The organism is Flavobacterium salilacus subsp. salilacus, from assembly GCF_004634195.1.
GTDB classification, from domain to species: Bacteria; Bacteroidota; Bacteroidia; order Flavobacteriales; family Flavobacteriaceae; genus Flavobacterium; species Flavobacterium salilacus.
This window is the reverse complement of the sequence record NZ_SKBP01000001.1, coordinates 42,120-60,540: the sequence shown is the minus strand read 5'-3', so window position 1 is coordinate 60,540 and position 18,421 is coordinate 42,120. Positions and strand designations below refer to the sequence as shown.

Genomic DNA, 18,421 nt, shown 5'->3' with positions numbered 1-18,421 from the left:
TGAGAAAGAATAATTAAAAAAATTCTTAAATTACGCCTTTAAACTTCTATATAATGAAAAGAACATTACTATTATTAACGTTTTGCGTATCGTTTTTTACTGTTACAACAGTTTGGGCACAAGACCCTTACACGCTTACCGTATTTGACCAAGCTATTTACTACGGCATGTATGAAGCTACTGTAGATGAACCTGTTCCTGAGGGAGCTATCAGAAACAGTAATTCATCTTACGGCAAGATGCTAACCGAAGAGCAGTTGGCTTCTTTCGGTAATACCCTTACAATGACTGTTACCCTGAATCCGCTTTGCGATAATTATGACAGGATTGGTAACGTAAACTTGGTATTAGTACCTAAAGGTCAAACCTCATACGTTTACGGAGAAGTTGGAAGATTGGAAATAGGACGTTTTATTACTCCTTTTATGGATAAAAACGTTACTGACCCGGATTCAGTTCCTTATGTATATGAATTAAATCATCTTACAAAACTGTTTCATAATGAATCGATTACATCAAACTTTGATTTTTGGGTAGAACTTGAGGTATATGGATATCAGGGCGGTCCCGGTCAGGGTGGTGCTGCGGTAGAAATACCCGGATGTCAAGGCAGAAATGATGTATATATGGGTAGTTTGGAGTTTACATCAACGTATGACGATACCATTGATGATACGGATAACTACATAAAATCATTGGTATATAAATATGAACTAAAAAATTATACGCTTGACGGGACTGATGTATTAGGCGAAACGGTAAAGACTATTAATTTTACTTTAGAGCAGGATGTTCCTGATGTAAAACTTTATCTTATAACTTCCAATCACGGCTCTAATAATGGAGGCGAGGAGTACATCAGACGTAACCACTTTGTGTATTTTGATGATGAGCAGGTTTTAATGTATAAACCGGGAGGTGTTTCATGTGCGCCTTTCTTTGAGTACAACACACAGCCAAGTTGTATATATTATGATTGTTCTACTACCCCGGCATATCCAAGACCTGATAATGATGCTGCATGGAGTTGGAACAACTGGTGCCCCGGCGATAAAATCCCGATTCGTATTATAGAACTTGGAGATCTTAGCGCAGGAGAACACAGTTTCAGGATAGAAGTTCCGGATGCACAGTTTGCAGACGGGCAGGGGTATTTCCCAATGTCAGTATATCTACAAGGTGCTGCACCAATGCTTAATACTACTAATTTTGAGGCTACAACATTTAGTGTTTCACCTAACCCTGTTGTAGATTTGGTTACTATAAACAGTACTGACGGTACAATGGTAAAAGCAGTAAATGTTACTAATACATTAGGACAAACAGTATATACAGGCACTACAGCTACCGCCGATTTTTCTCAGTTACAAAGCGGTATCTATATCATACAGGCAACATTTGCCAATGGCAATACGGCTACACGAAAAATTGTTAAGAAGTAAGAAAGTTTTTTAGCTAATTTTACGTTTCGAAAATCCGCCACAATGTGGCGGATTTTTATTTGACAGACTTTTTGTAATGCAATTAAAAAGTAATTTTTATCAAAGCATTGGGCGTACGCTCTAACGCATAAGTATTTACTACCTCAATATCATCATTAGCATTAATACGATAGTAACGGTTAATAATGTTTTGACGGTTAAAGATATTGAGCACCGATAACCCGAACTGCATGCGCACTTGAGGGTTTATATCCCAACGATAGGAAGCTGAGAAATTAAACTGAAAAAAATTATCCAGGTTTTCAGAGTTAGGGTATTCGTATAATATTGACGGGTTTCCGTTATTATCATAAACGGGTATGTTGAGCAGGGGCTGGGTTATAGGGCGACCTGTAAACCATTTAGACCCCAATGCAATTTTAAAATTGTACCATTCGTATATAGCGGCTGTGTTTATACTGTGGTTGATTTCAAAATTATTGCTAAATTTTTGCGGTTCTATATCATCAAAACGATACTTATTATTATTCCAGGTATAGCTTAGCCATGCATAAAAGTTGCTATACTGTTTTTGTATCAAAAATTCGGTGCCATAAACGCTGTAATTACCTCTGGCTTCTACTTTTTCTAACTGGTTTTGAAAAGCCTGACTATAGGTAGTAATACCATTTACCCTTTTATAAAAATTATCGATAGATATAAGCCATCCTTTATCCCTGTAGGCAAATCCACATGATATCTGACTACTGTGTTGCACCGGAACGTCAATATCATTTGCCAGTATCCATCTTCTGTTCTCAATGCCCAAAAAATCACCCTGAAGCTCTACAACCTGAGATGTGGTTTGGCTCTTCAGTTCGGCAAGTATTTCCATTTGCCAGGCAGCATCCATTTTATAATTAAATTGCAGGCGAGGTTCCATATATATAGCTTCCAGTTCTTCTATATAGTTAAACCGTAAGCCTGTTCGTACATATACTTTTTCTTCATCAGGGTTATATTCTATCTCCCCGATAACAGCATGCGTACGCAATACCTGATTAGTATTCCGCAACGATTCAGGATTACTGATAATATCCATGTTTTCTACCCTCAACTGGTCAAACTGATAACCGCTATGCAACCTGTACATATTGGTGAGCATAGTAACATTGCTAAACCGAAAACCATGTGCCTGTATTTTATTTTGCTGTTTTACGACTTCTCCCGATTCTAATGATTCATTTTTTCCATCTACATTATAATATGAGCTGTAGATACCAAAATTACTGCTGTGAGTTTCATTCCATTGAGACTTCCAGTCGGCGGCGATGCCAAGAGTTCGCTGATTAAGGTTACTTAGTGTAGTAACTATATTTGTGGCATTTACAGTACCTTGTGTAAAATCCAGACTGTTGTCTATACCTATCATGTGTACATAAACGTCATGCTGATTATTTATTTTTTGATGATATTGTCCTGTAAAATCATAAAAGTAAAATTCCTTGTCACTTTTATAATTTACATCAGTACTGTTGGCCAGTTCTGTTACTACGGTATTTTGAAATATACGCTGTGAGTATTTTGTATAGGTAGGAAAGTCAAGAACATCAGTAAACGAACGTCGCGCAGAGAGTTCTATATTTGCTTTTTCAGAGATTTTTAATTTGGTATAAAAATCTGCATTTATCATATTTGCCCCAATGCTGGTGTTACCATCTTCTATATCAGATATTCGCGAAGATATATCAACCACACTCGAAACACTTTCACCATAAAATGCCGAAGTGCCGTTCTTGGCAATTTTTACATCATAAGCAATGTTGGGGTTTATAGCTGATATTAACCCGAAAAAATGCCCGGTTTGAAAGAGGCGTATGCCATTCCACATAAAGAGGTTTTGGTCGTGCGTGCCACCTCTCACATTAATGTTTGATACTGTTTCATCTATACTGGTTATACCGGGTAGCTGTTGCATTGCCAACACCACATCGGGTTCTATAAGCCCCGGAAGGATACCAAATTTTTGCGGTGTAATACTAAAACTTCCATCCTTTTTTTTAGAGATACCCGAAGTAAGATAACGCTCGGTAATCAGTTCTTTCAGCTCAAGCGGAGCCATAGGCAGTTTTATATTAAGGCAATCTCCCGTATATTCGGATACCGATATGCTTACCGGTTTATAGCCTAAGTGGGCTATATAAATTTTTTCGGGTAACGAAGGGGTATTTAGTTCAAAATAACCGTCAGTACCTGCAACAATACTTTTTTCGTCACTTATTTGTACAGAAGCATTTTCTAATATATTCCCGTTCTCGTCAGTAATATAGGCGCAAAATTTTTTGTCTTGAGTCTTAATGCTTTTATAGAGTACTATATACTTTCCGTTTTCTTTATAGTTAAGCCCTGTACGATTGGTTATATAAACCAATTTCGCCCGTAGCGGTATAGTTGCTGCGGGCGGATATAGGGTGTGCTGAAAAATATCTTTTTCGGCATAGTTGAATTTTACATCATGCTTTAGGGCAATAGTATCAAGTATTTGCTTTAAGGCAACAAGCCGTTGCTCGTCCTGCCCAAAGGTTTTGGGGGCGAATAATAGAATGGGTATTAAAAATAGTAAACACTTTATGTTTAATCTCATTCAGAGGTTAATACGATTCTGTCGCCCGTCCTTTTTGCTTTTAAGTGGTATATACTTGTTATGTTATCAAGGGCGGTATCTAAATCATTCATTGGTAAAGCACCGCTGAAGGGACTGTAAACATCCTCAGGTAAGCTTATTGTTAAGCCATACTGGCGTTCCATTTCAGCAATTACATTAGTAAGTTTTTCACTATGAAAAGCTACTTCATAAGTAATCCATCCGGGTTGCTTTGCTTCTTCCAAAGGTACAATAATATTTTTACCATCTTCAAAGGATACACTTTGCCCCGGTGTCAGCATTATCTCTTCACCATTGCTGTTTACCATTACTTTACCTTCAAAACAGGTAACATCAAAACGATTTCCTCTCGCTTTTACATTAAACTGTGTTCCTACTACAGTAACAGTACCCAAAGGGGTAACTACATCAAACTTTTTGCCTTTGGCAACTTTAAAGTAAGCTTCACCGTTAAGTTCCACTATACGATTATTATCCCAGTTCCAAGTTCTATACTCAGCTTCAGAGCCTGCGTTAAGTACTATCGATGAATGGTCTGGTAATAAAAATTCAGTACGTGCCCCTGTTTCCGCTACAGTATTGGTAGTGTGTGTGGTATAAAAAAAGTAAGTAAGCCCTAAAGTTAACAATAACGTTGCCGCTATTTTAGCAAACCATGGGTTTAGCTTTCTCACGCTGCTTTTCCTGTTTTTATGGCGTGTTACGTTTTGGTACAGGGTATCTATATCAACATCAGGGGCAGTTAATGCTCCTGAAAATGCTTTGATTTTATTATAGGTCTCAAAGCCCGGCAATGCTTCAAACTCACGCAACTCCTCATCGGTCATCCTGCCGTCAAGCCATTTTGCCAGTTTATTATTTTCTTTCTCTTCTTTCATTTTTCCTCTTTTTTATAGCTATAACAGTTACATCGTTATTTTCCCTACCTCATGTTCTCAATTTCTTTTCTTAATTCTACTAATGCGCCATGAATTCTTTTTTCTACGGCTTTAATGCTAATACCAAGTATTTCAGCTATTTCATGATATTTTTTACCATCTATCCTATGCAACAAAAAAGCGGTTCGCTGTGCTTCGGTAAGCCCTGCAATAGCTTTTTGCAGTTTTACTTTAAACTGCTCCTCTTCCATCAGGAACTCAGGGTTTTGCTCGTCAGTATGCACATGCGTATTTCTTTTTGCATACTGCAATACCACTTTTTGGTGTGCAATGTGGTTTAGCGATGTATTATTGGCTACTGTATATAAAAAAGATTTTGCTTTTTCCGGCGGTACATCCGCACAGTTTTGCCATAGCTTTATAAAAGCCTCCTGGGTAACATCATCAGCCTGTTCCTCATTTCCAAATTTATAAAACAGATAGTTGCGAAGCGATTTTACATGATCTTTAAAAAAATTAGAAAATGTAATCTCTTCACAAATACCCGATAGCGAATTTTTTTTCATTTTGGCATATAAAAATGGCTGTTAAATTATGAATTTTTTTTTGACCTGTGCAAATATGGAGTTTTTTAACACCCGAAGATTATTGCATCACATTTACTGTATTATCACTAAATGTTAAAATTTTGTTAACACGGTAGGGTAATTTAGGGTATGAATGTTTAATCTAAATATAGAGGTGTTTACCCATCTTTATATTTTGAAAATTAAAGGAGTACCTCACGAAGGATTACGATACTATGAAAAAGAAATGCTAGTTTCTTTATCCCTGGACATAAAACCAACTGTTACAGTTGGTTTTTGCCAGAGGTAATACAACGTAAAAAGTAGATTTCTTTTACAATATTAATTTGAGATACTGTTACACCTTGCCGAAGAGCCAATCCATAAGCTATCCGGTTTAGTTACCCGTTTCGGCAGGGCATACAGTACTGAAAGAGATACTCAAAAGATAAATTGTATAGTTGTGTTTTTTTTTAAATATTCAGGTTTTTTCCAAAAATGAACCGACTCATTTCCCGGAGTCGGTTTTTTTATTTAATAAAAAACCGCATAGCCAGTACTATGCGGTTTTGATTGAAATAAACTAATTTATTCTAAATCAATTTCATTGGAAACCTTAGTTAATATAATATCAATAGGGATATTTAGTTCCGGCTCGTTTATTAATCGAATTCCTTTTCCTTTTTTTATTTTCCAATGAATTGTCAATGGTGAAGTTTGCTGCATATCTAATCTAATATCACCTGCAAGAGAACTGACATTTTCATAATTTATAGTGTTATCTAAAAAGACACCGGAAGCAGAAAAATCCACAATAGAAGTATTAATAACTGGAGGCCATTTTATCTGAGAATTTGCATTATAAAGTTTTCTTGAATTATAGAGTGTAGAGATAATAACTCCAGAACTATTTATTGTAACCATTTTATAATGCCCTAGCAAACTATCTCCCTCTTTCCATAGAGTAACAATAAACAATTCATTACCATTTTGGTAATGCCATGTACCCTGATAAGGAGAAACTACGCTAAGCTGCTGGGCTTTTGCCTGACTGACGCTACCCAAAAATACAGGTAGCAATGAAAACAGTATTCCTGTTATGTGCCGTTTATGTTGCATACTGGTTTACTCCAAATTAATTTCGTTTGAAACTTTAGTAAGTACTATATCAGTAGGGATATTAAAGTCAGGCTGATTTTCTATTTTTAATCCCTCAGGTTCATATACTCTCCAATGTATTGTTAAAGGAGTTGTACCAGATTGAATGTCCATTCTAATATATCCTTCAATAAATCCGGTAGGTTCAAATGAAACAGAATTATCGATAATTATACCAGATGCTTCCAAATTGTATATAGTAGTATTAATAGCAAAAGTCCATTTTAATTGACCTGTAGTAAGTAGTTTGTATGAACTATATAATATTGTATTGTTGTTAGTGTTAATCATTTTATAATGACCTAACAAATCATTTTCTTCTTTCCATAAACTGACAACAAACTTTTTGTTTCCATCTATATGTTCCCAAGTCCCTTCAAATGGACTCATAATGGTAAGTTGAGCTTTGGCTTCATTTATAGTACATAATATGGTAAAAGCCATAAAAAGATATATAAATTGTATATTTTTCATAATTATTTGGTTTTTTTTTAAGGACATGTTGAAAATTGTATAGAACCATCTCTTTTTAAAGATACCTGTTCAAAATTCTGGAAATTAGCTTGAGTTTTAAAAAGACTAACTCCCATATTAGCTTCATTCAAAAATTCTAAAAATCCTCTCAGGACATTCATATTATTTGTATCACTTTCGCTTATTATTGCATTTCCTGTTGTGTTCTCAAAATATTTCTTACTTATACTTGTTGCATTTTTTGCTGAAATAAGAATTTTTTGAGCATCTGCAGGATTGGTTGAACCACTTAAATAAAAAAAGAAATCTTTAAACTTAGTTACATTATTTATAGTTAAAGCATAATGTGTACCTTTTGCTGTACTTAACGTAGCAACAAATGTACCATCATTTATATGGTTATCAAATAAAAATTGTGCAATGTTTCTTAAATCATATATTGAGAATACTGAAAGTGTTCCTGCTATTGAATTATTGTGTGTATGACTTACCACAATATATCCGTTGGGAAATGAGGGTGTTCCAAATGGTATAGGAACTTGAATTTCAGGACCGGGAGGAAATGGTATAACATTACCAAAACGATCTAAACCAGCTCCGTATTCATTAACAGGATCATTTACCTTTCCTGCTAAATCAACAACCTCTTGCCTAAAGTTATTACTATCTAAGGCGTCTTTTATTTTTTTACATTCCCTGGGGTGGGCTATCGCAATTTCTACTCTTGGTTTGGTATATATAGGGTTATAGGGGCTGCCACTGTTTCCAGTACCACCATTATAGCCTCCCGGTCCCGGCATATTAGTAATCGGCTCTTGAGAAATTGGATAAGGAGTATTAAATATAGGCATATTTGTAGGTCCTCCTCCACCGGGATGGTTACCTTCCGTATAGCTGGGATCAAGATGTCCTTCAGGGCAAGGAACAGGAAGATATACCCATTTGAACTTAGATTTCTCTATTTGACCGGGAATACCACTATAACTTTCATCCCTTACCCACATCCCTTTATAGCATATACCATCTACCATAATAATTTGGTCTTCTCCTGCTCCTCCTGCTGATTTAAGTATAGTAGAAGGAGAAAATTCCGGTAGTACTAACAACCGCTCTTTATCTTTGGTGTCAACATATTCACCATCAGCTATTTTTTCTTTTTCCTCTTCTGTTAGCATATATTCAGCCATATATGTTTTATAATCTTCATATGGCTCCCAATTCAGTACAAGGTTTTCCGTAACATCGGTATAGGCGCTATCCCTTGAAATTGTGAAAGTAAGGGAATGATAATCGCCTATTTCAACAAGAAATATTTCGGTAGTATCCACAGTAAAATCATACCGTTCGTTATATACCGATTTTTTTCTCCTCTGTTCCTTGAGGCTTTCCAGCATACTAATTGCTTTTGGCATAGCTTTCAATTCCTCATAGGTTATCATCCTAGAATTTCCTTTGGCTGATGTGTTGTTGTCATTCATGTGCACATCATCCTGCTGGCAACAAGTAAAAGCCAGCAACACGACCAGTAAGGCAGGTTGTAGTTTTTTGAGGGTTTTCTTCATACGTTAATAATTTTTAAATTGGTTATAATTGTCAGGCATTTTATTATTTATAGAGCACGTTATATAATAAAAGGTTGGAAAGTAAAACAAATTAATGGTAAGAAATCAACAGTATGAGGTATCGATTTTTGGAGTGTGATTTCATGATAGTACTATTTTTTAGTTGATAATTGGACTGTATGTTGGGTTACAGCCTTACAATTATAAACATAATTTTAATTCGAATAGTATATTTTTTATTAAAAATTTAAATTTTAACAGTTTGTGTTTATAATTATAAAGAATTTATTCGTATTTAGGCTTTCATGTTACGATTATGTATCTATTTATTTTCTCCTAATCCCGTAACTTAAAAATCAAATTCTTAAATTTGCACTTCTATAAAAGAAACCCTCGATTTTTATGTTCGAAAATTTAAGCGATAAATTAGACAAAGCCTTACATATACTTAAAGGTCACGGTAAAATTACCGAAGTAAACGTTGCCGATACCCTTAAGGAAGTGCGCCGTGCATTACTGGATGCCGACGTTAACTTTAAAATTGCTAAAGAATTTACCAATACCGTAAAAGAAAAAGCACTGGGGCAGGATGTACTTACTACATTACAGCCCGGTCAGCTTATGGTAAAACTGGTAAAAGACGAGCTTACCGAGCTTATGGGGGGCGATGCCGCAGGCATAAACCTATCAGGCAACCCCTCGGTAATACTAATGTCAGGTTTGCAAGGTTCGGGTAAAACCACCTTTTCGGGTAAACTTGCCAATTATTTAAAAACCAAGAAAAATAAAAAACCGTTACTGGTAGCGTGCGATATATACCGCCCGGCAGCTATCAACCAGCTACACGTAGTAGGCGGTCAGATAGGGGTAGAGGTATACTCCGAAGAAGGAAACCGTAACCCTGTCGAGATTGCACAAAATGCCATTAAGCATGCCAAAGCAAACGGCTTTAATGTAGTTATTGTCGATACCGCAGGTCGTCTTGCCGTTGATGAGGAGATGATGAAGGAGATTGCCAATGTGCATAAAGCTATACAACCACAGGAAACCCTGTTTGTTGTTGATGCTATGACGGGGCAGGATGCCGTAAATACCGCAAAGGCATTTAACGACCGATTGGATTTTGACGGTGTTATCCTTACCAAACTGGATGGTGATACACGCGGTGGAGCAGCTATTTCGATTAAATCGGTAGTAAACAAGCCTATCAAATTTATAGGTACAGGCGAGAAGATGGAAGCTATAGATGTGTTCTACCCAAATCGTATGGCCGACCGTATTTTGGGTATGGGCGACGTTGTTTCGCTTGTAGAAAGGGCACAGGAGCAGTATGACGAAGAAGAAGCACGCAAACTGCAAAAGAAAATTGCCAAGAACGAATTTGGTTTCGACGATTTCCTTAACCAAATACAGCAGGTTAAAAAAATGGGTAACATGAAAGACCTTGTAGGTATGATACCCGGTGCCGGTAAAGCCCTGAAAGATGTAGAGATAGAAGATGATGCCTTTAAACATATCGAAGCCATTATACACTCTATGACACCAACGGAGCGTACCAAACCATCTGTACTGGATGCCAAAAGAAAAAATCGAATAGCAAAAGGTTCAGGTACATCCATACAGCAGGTAAACCAACTGCTGAAACAGTTTGACCAGATGAGCAAAATGATGAAGATGATGCAGGGAGGCGGCGCTAAAAATATGATGCGGATGATGGGCGGCATGAAAGGCATGCGACCATAACTGATAACAGAGGATACAGAGGCGCGGTTAACCGCGTCTTTTTTAATTAACTACTATTCTAAATACACAACACACACTATGCAATTACTTGACGGTAAAAAAACCTCGAACGATATCAAGAATGAGATTGCTGCCGAGGTAGCCAAAATGAAAAAAAACGGGGAGAAAGTACCCCACCTTGCTGCGGTTATAGTAGGTAACGATGGTGCGAGCCTTACCTATGTGGGTAGTAAAGTAAAAGCCTGCGAGCGTGTAGGCTTTGAGTCAACACTCATAAAAATGCCCAGTACAACATCAGAAACGGAGCTTTTGAAAAAAATAGAAGAGCTCAACCAAAATGATGACATTGATGGGTTTATAGTACAGTTACCCTTGCCGGAACAAATAGATACCCAAAAAGTAATTATGGCTATAGACCCGAGTAAAGATGTAGATGGTTTTCACCCGGAAAACTTTGGTAAAATGGCACTGGATATGACAACCTTTATACCTGCCACGCCGTTTGGTATCCTTGAGCTTTTAGAACGTTATAATGTACAAACAGAGGGTAAGCACACCGTAGTGATAGGACGCAGCCACATTGTAGGCAGACCGATGAGCATACTCATGGGGCGTAAAGGCTTTCCCGGCAACAGCACCGTAACACTTACACACAGCCATACTAAAAATATTAGTCAGATAACTACACAGGCAGATATTATTATTACCGCACTGGGTGTACCCAATTACCTGAAAGCCGAAATGATAAAAGACGATGCGGTAGTTATTGATGTAGGTATTACCCGTGTAACAGATGATACTGCTGAAAAAGGTTACAGAATAACGGGCGACGTAGATTTTGAAAATGTGAGTAAAAAAGCGTCATTCATTACGCCTGTGCCCGGTGGCGTAGGACCTATGACGATTGCCATGCTGCTTAAAAATACGTTATTAGCAAGAGAACAGCGTAAGTTTAAAAAATAAAGCAAAAAGTATAAATAAACAAAAGGGGTTGTCTCAAAAGTGTCATTCTGAACGCAATGTAATGGAGTGAAGAATCTCAATTGTTTGATAAACAACAGATTCTTACTTCGTCAGAATTACAAAAATACTTGTTTAAGCACTTTTGAGACAGCCCCTTTTTTGGTTTTTAAGAAATTAAGGTTTAGAAATCAGTAGCTTTACTTACCTCTTTCCATGCTTCAACCTCGTTGTGCAGCCAAGTATTTTTATCCTGAACTATTTTAAGTGCATCGCTGCCTAAAAACAGGTATAACGGTGCATTATCTATACCGGCTACTTTAATAATCTCGGCTACACCTTTTACAGGATCGCCCTGCTGGTTACCGTTAATCTGATCTTGGTGTACCGTCAGAATATCACTTACTTCTTTATACTCGTCCATTCGTTTGGCAGAAACAGCTAACGAATCAGACTCCAAGAAGTTAGTCCTGAAATAACCCGGTAACACAATGGTGGCTTTAATGCCAAAAGGTTTCCCTTCTATCGCTAGTGCTTCGGTAAAGCCTACTACGGCAAATTTGGTAGCACAATAAATTCCGAAACCGGGAAAACTACCTGTAATTCCACCAATAGATGAAATGTTGAAAATGTGTCCTGATTGTTGTTTGCGCAGATGTGGCATTACCTGCCTGATAACATTAAGTGAACCAAATACATTTACATCAAAATTTTGCCTTGCTTCCTCATCGCTCAACTCTTCCAGGCTGCCTGCTATACCATATCCGGCATTGTTTACCACATAGTCTATTTTACCAAATTTTGCCAGAGTGTCGGCTATAGCCTTACTTACGCTTTGCTCATCTACAAGGTTTACTTCCAGTGGCAGGAAGTTAGGGCTATCCGTTTTAGCTGCATCTTTAAGTTGCGATAAGTTGCGTGAAGTAGCGGCAACGGCATCGCCTTTTGCCAATAGCTGTTTAACAAATTCTAACCCGAAACCTTTTGATGCTCCGGTAATAAACCATACTTTTTGTGCAGTTTGATTTTCCATACTATTTGTTTTTTGATTTATATAAATAATTTGATACAAATGTATGGCGGTAGCGCGGGGGTGTAATTACCCGATACAAACTAATTATTACAAAATTCAAACAGTCCTGTATTTCGAAGGGGTAGTGGTAGTTTGTTTTTTAAAGAAATTATTAAAATGTGCCGCTTCTTCAAAGCCAAGACTTCGCCCTATTTCCGATATATTCCAGTCAGTATGTTTAAGCAATGCTTTTGCCTCGGCAATAATGCGTTCGCTTATTAATGCCGTAGTAGTTTTTCCCGTAGTGTTTTTTACAGCGCGGTTCAGGTGGTTTACATGCACGGCAAGGCTATCGGCAAAATCACTTGCCGATCGCATATTAAACCGCTGCATGGGCGTTTCTATAGGAAACTGCCTTTCCAACAACTCTTTAAATATCGCTGTTATTCGCGAATTGGCATTTGGGTGTTCATACAGGTTTTCAGCAGGTTCTGTTTTCAGGGCAAGATGTATCATCTCATTAAGATAGCTCCTTATTAAGTCATACTTAAAAGTATAATCAGAGTTTATCTCAGCAAGCATTTTTTCATAAATAGCTACAACAGTAGCTTCCTGCGCTTTATCAAGAATATAAGAGGGCTTGCCACCCGGTGCAAACATGGGCAGCTCACTAAGTGTACCCCGCATACCCTCGGTAAAAAAAGACTCCGTAAAAATGCAAAAGCAGCCTGTAGTGTCTCCCGAAATGGTTTCCCATGTATAGGGTACTTGCGGGCTGAAGAACATGAGGGTAGTGCCTGATATCTGTATGCTTTTATCAGCATAATGGTAAAGGATGTTGCCTCTTATAAGGCTTATTTTGTAATAATCCCTGCGGGTATATTTTACCTCCTTACCCGGTATTGAGCAATCTTCAAGACGAAATACATTAAAGTGACCTATGTTATTGTTAAGGTTTTGGGGTGCGGCGTCTTTATGCATATGATTTGCATAAAACTGGTTGAGTGTTTCAGGTTTCATAGTCTTGAAATTACAAAATTCAACCAAAGGTAATAAAAAAGCAGGTAGTAATTATAGGTTTACTACCAATATAAGGTGATTTGAATTAATTAAGATAAGAAAATAGCTGTAAATATTATTTTTCGAAAAAACAAAAAATAATTAAAAGTATTGATGAGTGATACAAGTTTTGTCTATATTTGTTACTAAGTAATTTTTTAGTTGGTAAAAACAGGCGAGGTAGTGGATAACCGTTTGAGCCTGTTTTTTTATACTTCGTTTTAATACTATTTTCTCTTACTCAACACAGTAAAAACCAATATTCGATTTGTTCAAAATAAAAAGCCCGCTAATCAGCGAGCTTTACTTATTTATGATTTTTTCACGAACTCCGTTCGTAATACCATTGCCGTTTTTATTTACACGGCAATCTATTTTCGGCAGGGTCATCCGTAAGTCGAATATTTTTAACAGTAGTACCTCTTTTTATTACGCTCGAAGTCCCCTTTACTTTCAGGTCTTTAATTACGGTTACAGTATCGCCGTCGTTAAGGATGTTTCCGTTACTGTCTTTTACTTCCATCGGTGTGTATATTTATGTTATTTGTTTCGGTTTCTGTTATTACGCGTAGCATTATTTATGGGGCGTGGTCTTGCGGGTTGTGCTTTGGGCAGGCTTGCTTCCTCCGTTTTACTGCTGGGTTCAATCAAAGAGTTAAGCTCTTTAATTTCGGCAGGCGTAAGGTCGCGGTAACGGCCCACAGGCACATCCAGCGATATATTGATGATACGGATACGTTTCAACGCCGTAACCTCATAGCCCAAATATTCGCACATACGCCTGATTTGTCGGTTAAGCCCTTGCGTTAATACTATCCTGAAAATATATTTGCTTATCTGCTCTACCTTACATTTTCGGGTTACGGTATCCAGAATAGGAATGCCGTTGCCCATACGCTGAATAAAGCGGTCGGTAATGGGTTTGTTTACCGTTACTATATATTCCTTTTCGTGGTTGTTGCGCGCGCGGAGTATTTTGTTTACAATATCGCCATCGTCGGTCATAAATATTAAGCCTTCGCTGGCTTTATCGAGCCGCCCTATAGGGAATATCCGCTTGGGATAGTTGATATAATCTACAATGTTATTTTTAACGTCAAGGTTGGTAGTACACTCTATCCCCGCAGGTTTGTTAAAGGCGAGGTAGGTTTGCCTGCCCGTCTTTTCGCGGATGAGCTTGCCGTCAATACGCACTTCGTCTTCCATGCTTACTTTGGTACCCATCTCCGGAACTACGCCATTTATGGTAACGCGACCTTCTTCTACCAGTTTATCTGCTTCTCTGCGGGAGCAATAGCCGGTTTCTGATATAAATTTATTAAGGCGTTTGAGTTCTTGTTCCATTCCGCAAAAATAAACATTTTAAAATGTTTGGAAACTAATATGGATGTATATAAGCTAATTTTATAGCGGGAATTATAGTTTATTCAATCCCCCATATTCTCAACATAGCTTTAAGCTCTTTGTATTCTTCTAAAAATGCACCATCCAGTACATCTAATTTTTCAGGAAATTCATTAAAATTCTTTTTTGCAGTCTCGCTACCGGATATAGCACACATAAAAAGCCGGTACATTAGTTCCTCGTTTGCCTCGCTGTTATTAGTAGAAATATTTTTAAACTCATTAAGCGTTTTAGTTATTTCGGCTTTAGAATATGTTTTTATATTTCTGTTTGGTGCGAAATCACGCTTTAATTCAGCTTCTGAAAAGTATAGTTTTTCAATGCTCCAAACAGTGGAAACAAAAGATCTTTTTGAGCCTGTTGGTAAATTCTTTATTTCCTTGATAACCAAGGTGTCATTTTTAAAAGATATAGTTCCATTAAATGTTGCCTCCCAAAAATCTATTTTAGTACGTTTATAACAATCCAAAAGTATAAATTCTGAATAAATAATTTCATCTTCAGTATAGCCACCACACATTAAGATTACTCTTCCATTAGAGAAATTGTAAGTTTTTATTGGTTTATCACCTTCGGAAGTTCCGGACATATTATCTTTAGGGCAATTACATTTTTCATTTGTAGTTTTAGGCAATAGAAGTACTTCTGCTATATCATTTACTTTTTTCTCATTATTATGGCATGATAGCAGCGATGCAAAAAATATTAGAAAAAATAGAATATATGTTTTTTTCATACTATTGGATTTTCAGTAAATATACTCAAAATCCATTCTCATTATAAATCCCAAAAATATCTCCTACTTTTGCAATCTTAAATTATACGAGTTTTGAGTGCCAAGCTTTTTTTAATAACACCGCCTTTTACGCAGCTAAATACGCCCTATCCGGCAACGGCTTACTTGAAAGGTTTCCTGAATACCAAATGCATTGCCACTGCGCAAGCCGATTTGGGTATTGATGTTATTAATAAACTGTTTTCAAAACAGGGGCTTACCCATCTTTTTACAGCAATAGCAACAAACTCCCCACACCTTGAGAGAGGTGCAGAGGCTGAACCCTTAACACCCAACTCGGAGCGCATTATTGCCCTGAAAGAGGAGTATTTAAAAACAATCGATTCGGTAATGCTTTTTTTGCAGGGCAAAAATCCTACGTTGTCACACCTTATCTGTCAGGAAGATTTTTTGCCCGAAGCCTCACGTTTTGCACAACTCGATGAACTCGACTGGGCTTTTGGTACAATGGGCACGCAGGACAAGGCAAAACACTTAGCCACATTGTATCTCGAAGATATTTCTGACCTGATTGTGGAGTGTGTTGACCCGCATTTTGGCTTTAGCCGTTATGCTGAAAGGCTGGGGCGTTCGGCAAATTCGTTTGATGAACTGTATGAGAGCCTGCAACAACCCTATACCTATATAGATGAGTTACTGATAGGGTTACTACACCGGCGCATGGAAGAAGAAAAACCTGATTTGGTTTGTTTCTCGGTGCCGTTTCCCGGTAACCTGTATGCAGCTTTCAGGAGTGCGCAGTATATAAAAGCACATTTCCCAAAAGTAAAAATTGCTATGGGTGGCGGTTTCCCGAATACTGAGTTGCGCTCGCTTAGTGATTCAAGAGTAATGGAGTTTTTCGACTTTATTACACTGGATGATGGCGAAGCCCCTATTGAGTGTTTGGTTGAATATATAGAGGGCAGGAGAGAGCTTAGTCAGCTAAAACGAACCTTTGTTTTACAGGATAATAAAGTGACCTATATAGACAATTCGGGGAAACCGGATTATAAACAGGCACAGGTAGGCACACCCGATTATGCAGGGTTGCCTCTGGATAGTTATATTTCGGTTATTGAGATTGTAAACCCCATGCACCGTATGTGGAGCGACGGGCGATGGAATAAACTTACTATGGCACATGGCTGTTACTGGGGCAAGTGTACTTTTTGCGATATATCGCTCGATTATATTAAAATATACGAACCCGTTGCTGCAAAACTGCTTGTTGACCGTATGGAAGAACTGGTGGCGCAAACGGGGCAAAACGGTTTCCATTTTGTAGATGAAGCTGCACCGCCGGCATTAATGCGCGAGGTAGCTCTGGAAATAATACGCCGTAAACTTGCGGTGACTTGGTGGACTAACATTCGTTTTGAAAAGAGTTTTACTGCCGACCTTTGCCGACTGCTAAAGGCTTCGGGTTGTATCGCGGTATCGGGTGGGTTGGAGGTAGCATCGGACAGGTTGCTCGACCTGATACAAAAAGGGGTAACGGTAGCGCAGGTAGCACGAGTAACCCGAAACTTTACCGAACCCGGGATAATGGTACATGCCTACCTGATGTATGGTTTCCCGACCCAAACAGCGCAGGAAACGATAGATTCTCTCGAAATGGTACGCCAGATGTTTGAAACTGGTATTTTGCAATCGGGGTTTTGGCATCAGTTTGCTATGACGGCGCACAGCCCTGTAGGGTTATATCCTGAGAAGTTTAATGTAGTTAAGGAAAGTGATAGTATAGGCAGTTTTGCTAATAATGATATTGTACATATCGACAAGACAGGCGCAGAACATGACAAGTTTAGCTTCGGACTAAAAAAATCACTCTTCAACTATATGCACGGTATTTGTTTTGATTATCCGCTACAGGATTGGTTTGACTTTAAAGTACCGCGCACTAAAATTGACCCTGATTATATTTATAATGTGTTACAGGAAGATACTGAATTTACCATAAAACCTACCGCTAAATTAGTGTGGCTGGGAGGGAAGCCTGCTGTTTCGCGTTTTACTAAAACTAAAAAAGGGCGTACCTATGAGGTATCATCCCTTACATTTCATGACAAAAGAGAAGTTTATACCATACAAATAAATCAGGAGCAGGAGCAATGGCTTGTATCGTTTTTAAGTGATGTTGCTGTTAAACCCCTTACTTTTACACAGGCAAAACACAGCTATGAAACAGCTTGCAGCGAAGATTTTGAATTGTTTTGGTACAGTAAGCCCATAAATACCCTGCGTGATTTTGGGCTGTTGGTACTTTAGTATTTTCGGTCGTCAATTATTTCTTGGTATTTTTCGGCTTGTCCTTCAGACAGGAGTTTTATAATTTGTTTATCAATCTTCTGGCTTATGTCTTCTGCCTTTTGCTTTTTTGCCTTTAGAGGAATGTCCTCATCAGCAATACCTAATATTTCATCTTTGTTATCGTTATAAATAACAGTAATGGCAGCTTTTTGAAAATCGTCCAATTTCAGTTTTTTGTCAAGTTGCTTTACGGTTTCTTCAACAATATCTATTTTCTGATTGAGTTTTTCTTTGTTTTTAGTTCGGGGCGCACTCCTCTGGCGGTCTATAGTACGGTCAACGCCCGCCCCTGTACCGTTATAAGGGTCGTAATACTGTGCAAACGCAGTAACCGAGCCCATGAGGAATGTAAAAACAAGTATAAGATTTTTTATCGTTTTCATAAAAGTAATGTGTTATACTATAATCAAAAGTACAATAAAAAAGCCAAA

At 37.8% G+C, this 18,421-nt stretch carries 16 protein-coding genes; 4 read left to right on the top strand and 12 right to left on the bottom strand.

The genetic code is table 11. From position 1 onward, the window contains the following. Positions 1-53 precede the first annotated feature (53 nt). Entirely contained in the window at positions 54-1,442 is a 1,389-nt protein-coding gene (locus E0W68_RS00315) for a peptide-N-glycosidase F-related protein (protein WP_135217422.1), read from the top strand. An 82-nt stretch (positions 1,443-1,524) separates the two neighbouring features. Here the strand turns inward: E0W68_RS00315 and E0W68_RS00310 are convergent, their stop codons facing one another. From E0W68_RS00310 to E0W68_RS00285, 6 genes are all read right to left on the bottom strand, one after another. Continuing rightward, positions 1,525-4,065 carry a TonB-dependent receptor plug domain-containing protein gene (locus E0W68_RS00310; RefSeq protein WP_135217421.1) on the bottom strand — a complete coding sequence of 847 codons (2,541 nt, stop codon included), beginning with the start codon at positions 4,063-4,065 and terminating at the stop codon, positions 1,525-1,527. Continuing rightward, positions 4,062-4,964: a FecR family protein gene (locus E0W68_RS00305; protein ID WP_135217420.1), complete on the bottom strand. Its 903-nt coding sequence runs from the start codon at positions 4,962-4,964 to the stop codon at positions 4,062-4,064. The genes E0W68_RS00310 and E0W68_RS00305 overlap by 4 nt, the downstream gene beginning before the upstream one ends. Before the next feature lie 44 nt (positions 4,965-5,008). After that, a complete protein-coding gene (locus tag E0W68_RS00300; RefSeq protein WP_135217419.1) occupies positions 5,009-5,530 on the bottom strand; it encodes an RNA polymerase sigma factor in 522 nt (173 codons plus the stop codon). A 588-nt stretch (positions 5,531-6,118) separates the two neighbouring features. Continuing rightward, complete coding sequence (locus tag E0W68_RS00295; protein ID WP_135217418.1) at positions 6,119-6,649, bottom strand: DUF6705 family protein; 531 nt, start codon at positions 6,647-6,649, stop codon at positions 6,119-6,121. A 6-nt stretch (positions 6,650-6,655) separates the two neighbouring features. Next, a complete protein-coding gene (locus E0W68_RS00290) occupies positions 6,656-7,162 on the bottom strand; it encodes a hypothetical protein (RefSeq protein ID WP_135217417.1) in 507 nt (168 codons plus the stop codon). A 17-nt stretch (positions 7,163-7,179) separates the two neighbouring features. Continuing rightward, on the bottom strand, positions 7,180-8,724 hold the full coding sequence (locus E0W68_RS00285; RefSeq protein ID WP_135217416.1) for a hypothetical protein: 1,545 nt from the start codon (positions 8,722-8,724) through the stop codon (positions 7,180-7,182). Positions 8,725-9,126: 402 nt separating this feature from the next. Between E0W68_RS00285 and ffh the strand changes: the two genes are divergently transcribed. Both ffh and E0W68_RS00275 read left to right on the top strand, forming a co-directional pair. Then, the gene (gene ffh, locus E0W68_RS00280) at positions 9,127-10,467 is read left to right on the top strand and encodes a signal recognition particle protein (protein ID WP_135217415.1); all 1,341 of its coding nucleotides are present in this window, start codon (positions 9,127-9,129) and stop codon (positions 10,465-10,467) included. Between the two features lie 78 nt (positions 10,468-10,545). After that, positions 10,546-11,430 carry a bifunctional 5,10-methylenetetrahydrofolate dehydrogenase/5,10-methenyltetrahydrofolate cyclohydrolase gene (locus E0W68_RS00275; protein WP_135217414.1) on the top strand — a complete coding sequence of 295 codons (885 nt, stop codon included), beginning with the start codon at positions 10,546-10,548 and terminating at the stop codon, positions 11,428-11,430. 181 nt (positions 11,431-11,611) lie between these two features. On the opposite strand, the gene E0W68_RS00270 is transcribed toward E0W68_RS00275, so the two are convergent. The 5 genes from E0W68_RS00270 to E0W68_RS00250 all read right to left on the bottom strand — a co-directional run bounded on the left by E0W68_RS00270 (position 11,612) and on the right by E0W68_RS00250 (position 15,638). Beyond that, on the bottom strand, positions 11,612-12,460 hold the full coding sequence (locus E0W68_RS00270) for an SDR family NAD(P)-dependent oxidoreductase (RefSeq protein ID WP_135217413.1): 849 nt from the start codon (positions 12,458-12,460) through the stop codon (positions 11,612-11,614). Between the two features lie 96 nt (positions 12,461-12,556). Continuing rightward, complete coding sequence (locus E0W68_RS00265) at positions 12,557-13,459, bottom strand: helix-turn-helix domain-containing protein (protein WP_135217412.1); 903 nt, start codon at positions 13,457-13,459, stop codon at positions 12,557-12,559. Between the two features lie 394 nt (positions 13,460-13,853). Then, a complete protein-coding gene (locus E0W68_RS00260; RefSeq protein ID WP_306786357.1) occupies positions 13,854-14,021 on the bottom strand; it encodes an alkylphosphonate utilization protein in 168 nt (55 codons plus the stop codon). Between the two features lie 17 nt (positions 14,022-14,038). After that, a complete protein-coding gene (gene rluF / locus E0W68_RS00255) occupies positions 14,039-14,842 on the bottom strand; it encodes a 23S rRNA pseudouridine(2604) synthase RluF (RefSeq protein ID WP_135217411.1) in 804 nt (267 codons plus the stop codon). Positions 14,843-14,921: 79 nt separating this feature from the next. Then, positions 14,922-15,638, bottom strand: coding sequence for a hypothetical protein (locus E0W68_RS00250; protein ID WP_135217410.1), 717 nt, complete (start codon positions 15,636-15,638; stop codon positions 14,922-14,924). 93 nt (positions 15,639-15,731) lie between these two features. On the opposite strand from E0W68_RS00250, the gene E0W68_RS00245 reads away from it, so the two are divergent. Further along, positions 15,732-17,948, top strand: coding sequence for a B12-binding domain-containing radical SAM protein (locus E0W68_RS00245; RefSeq protein WP_135217409.1), 2,217 nt, complete (start codon positions 15,732-15,734; stop codon positions 17,946-17,948). Here the strand turns inward: E0W68_RS00245 and E0W68_RS00240 are convergent. Then, complete coding sequence (locus tag E0W68_RS00240; protein ID WP_135217408.1) at positions 17,945-18,373, bottom strand: hypothetical protein; 429 nt, start codon at positions 18,371-18,373, stop codon at positions 17,945-17,947. The genes E0W68_RS00245 and E0W68_RS00240 overlap by 4 nt on opposite strands. Positions 18,374-18,421 lie beyond the last annotated feature (48 nt).

Bases quoted from the DNA above. Each gene is read 5' to 3' on its own strand.
- E0W68_RS00265 (WP_135217412.1), bottom strand. From the start codon at position 13,459: ATGAAACCTGAAACACTCAACCAGTTTTATGCAAATCATATGCATAAA.
- E0W68_RS00260 (WP_306786357.1), bottom strand. From the start codon at position 14,021: ATGGAAGTAAAAGACAGTAACGGAAACATCCTTAACGACGGCGATACT.
- ffh (WP_135217415.1), top strand. From the start codon at position 9,127: ATGTTCGAAAATTTAAGCGATAAATTAGACAAAGCCTTACATATACTT.
- E0W68_RS00270 (WP_135217413.1), bottom strand. From the start codon at position 12,460: ATGGAAAATCAAACTGCACAAAAAGTATGGTTTATTACCGGAGCATCA.
- E0W68_RS00285 (WP_135217416.1), bottom strand. From the start codon at position 8,724: ATGAAGAAAACCCTCAAAAAACTACAACCTGCCTTACTGGTCGTGTTG.
- E0W68_RS00290 (WP_135217417.1), bottom strand. From the start codon at position 7,162: ATGAAAAATATACAATTTATATATCTTTTTATGGCTTTTACCATATTA.
- E0W68_RS00305 (WP_135217420.1), bottom strand. From the start codon at position 4,964: ATGAAAGAAGAGAAAGAAAATAATAAACTGGCAAAATGGCTTGACGGC.
- E0W68_RS00315 (WP_135217422.1), top strand. From the start codon at position 54: ATGAAAAGAACATTACTATTATTAACGTTTTGCGTATCGTTTTTTACT.
- E0W68_RS00240 (WP_135217408.1), bottom strand. From the start codon at position 18,373: ATGAAAACGATAAAAAATCTTATACTTGTTTTTACATTCCTCATGGGC.
- rluF (WP_135217411.1), bottom strand. From the start codon at position 14,842: ATGGAACAAGAACTCAAACGCCTTAATAAATTTATATCAGAAACCGGC.
- E0W68_RS00275 (WP_135217414.1), top strand. From the start codon at position 10,546: ATGCAATTACTTGACGGTAAAAAAACCTCGAACGATATCAAGAATGAG.
- E0W68_RS00295 (WP_135217418.1), bottom strand. From the start codon at position 6,649: ATGCAACATAAACGGCACATAACAGGAATACTGTTTTCATTGCTACCT.
- E0W68_RS00310 (WP_135217421.1), bottom strand. From the start codon at position 4,065: ATGAGATTAAACATAAAGTGTTTACTATTTTTAATACCCATTCTATTA.
- E0W68_RS00250 (WP_135217410.1), bottom strand. From the start codon at position 15,638: ATGAAAAAAACATATATTCTATTTTTTCTAATATTTTTTGCATCGCTG.
- E0W68_RS00300 (WP_135217419.1), bottom strand. From the start codon at position 5,530: ATGAAAAAAAATTCGCTATCGGGTATTTGTGAAGAGATTACATTTTCT.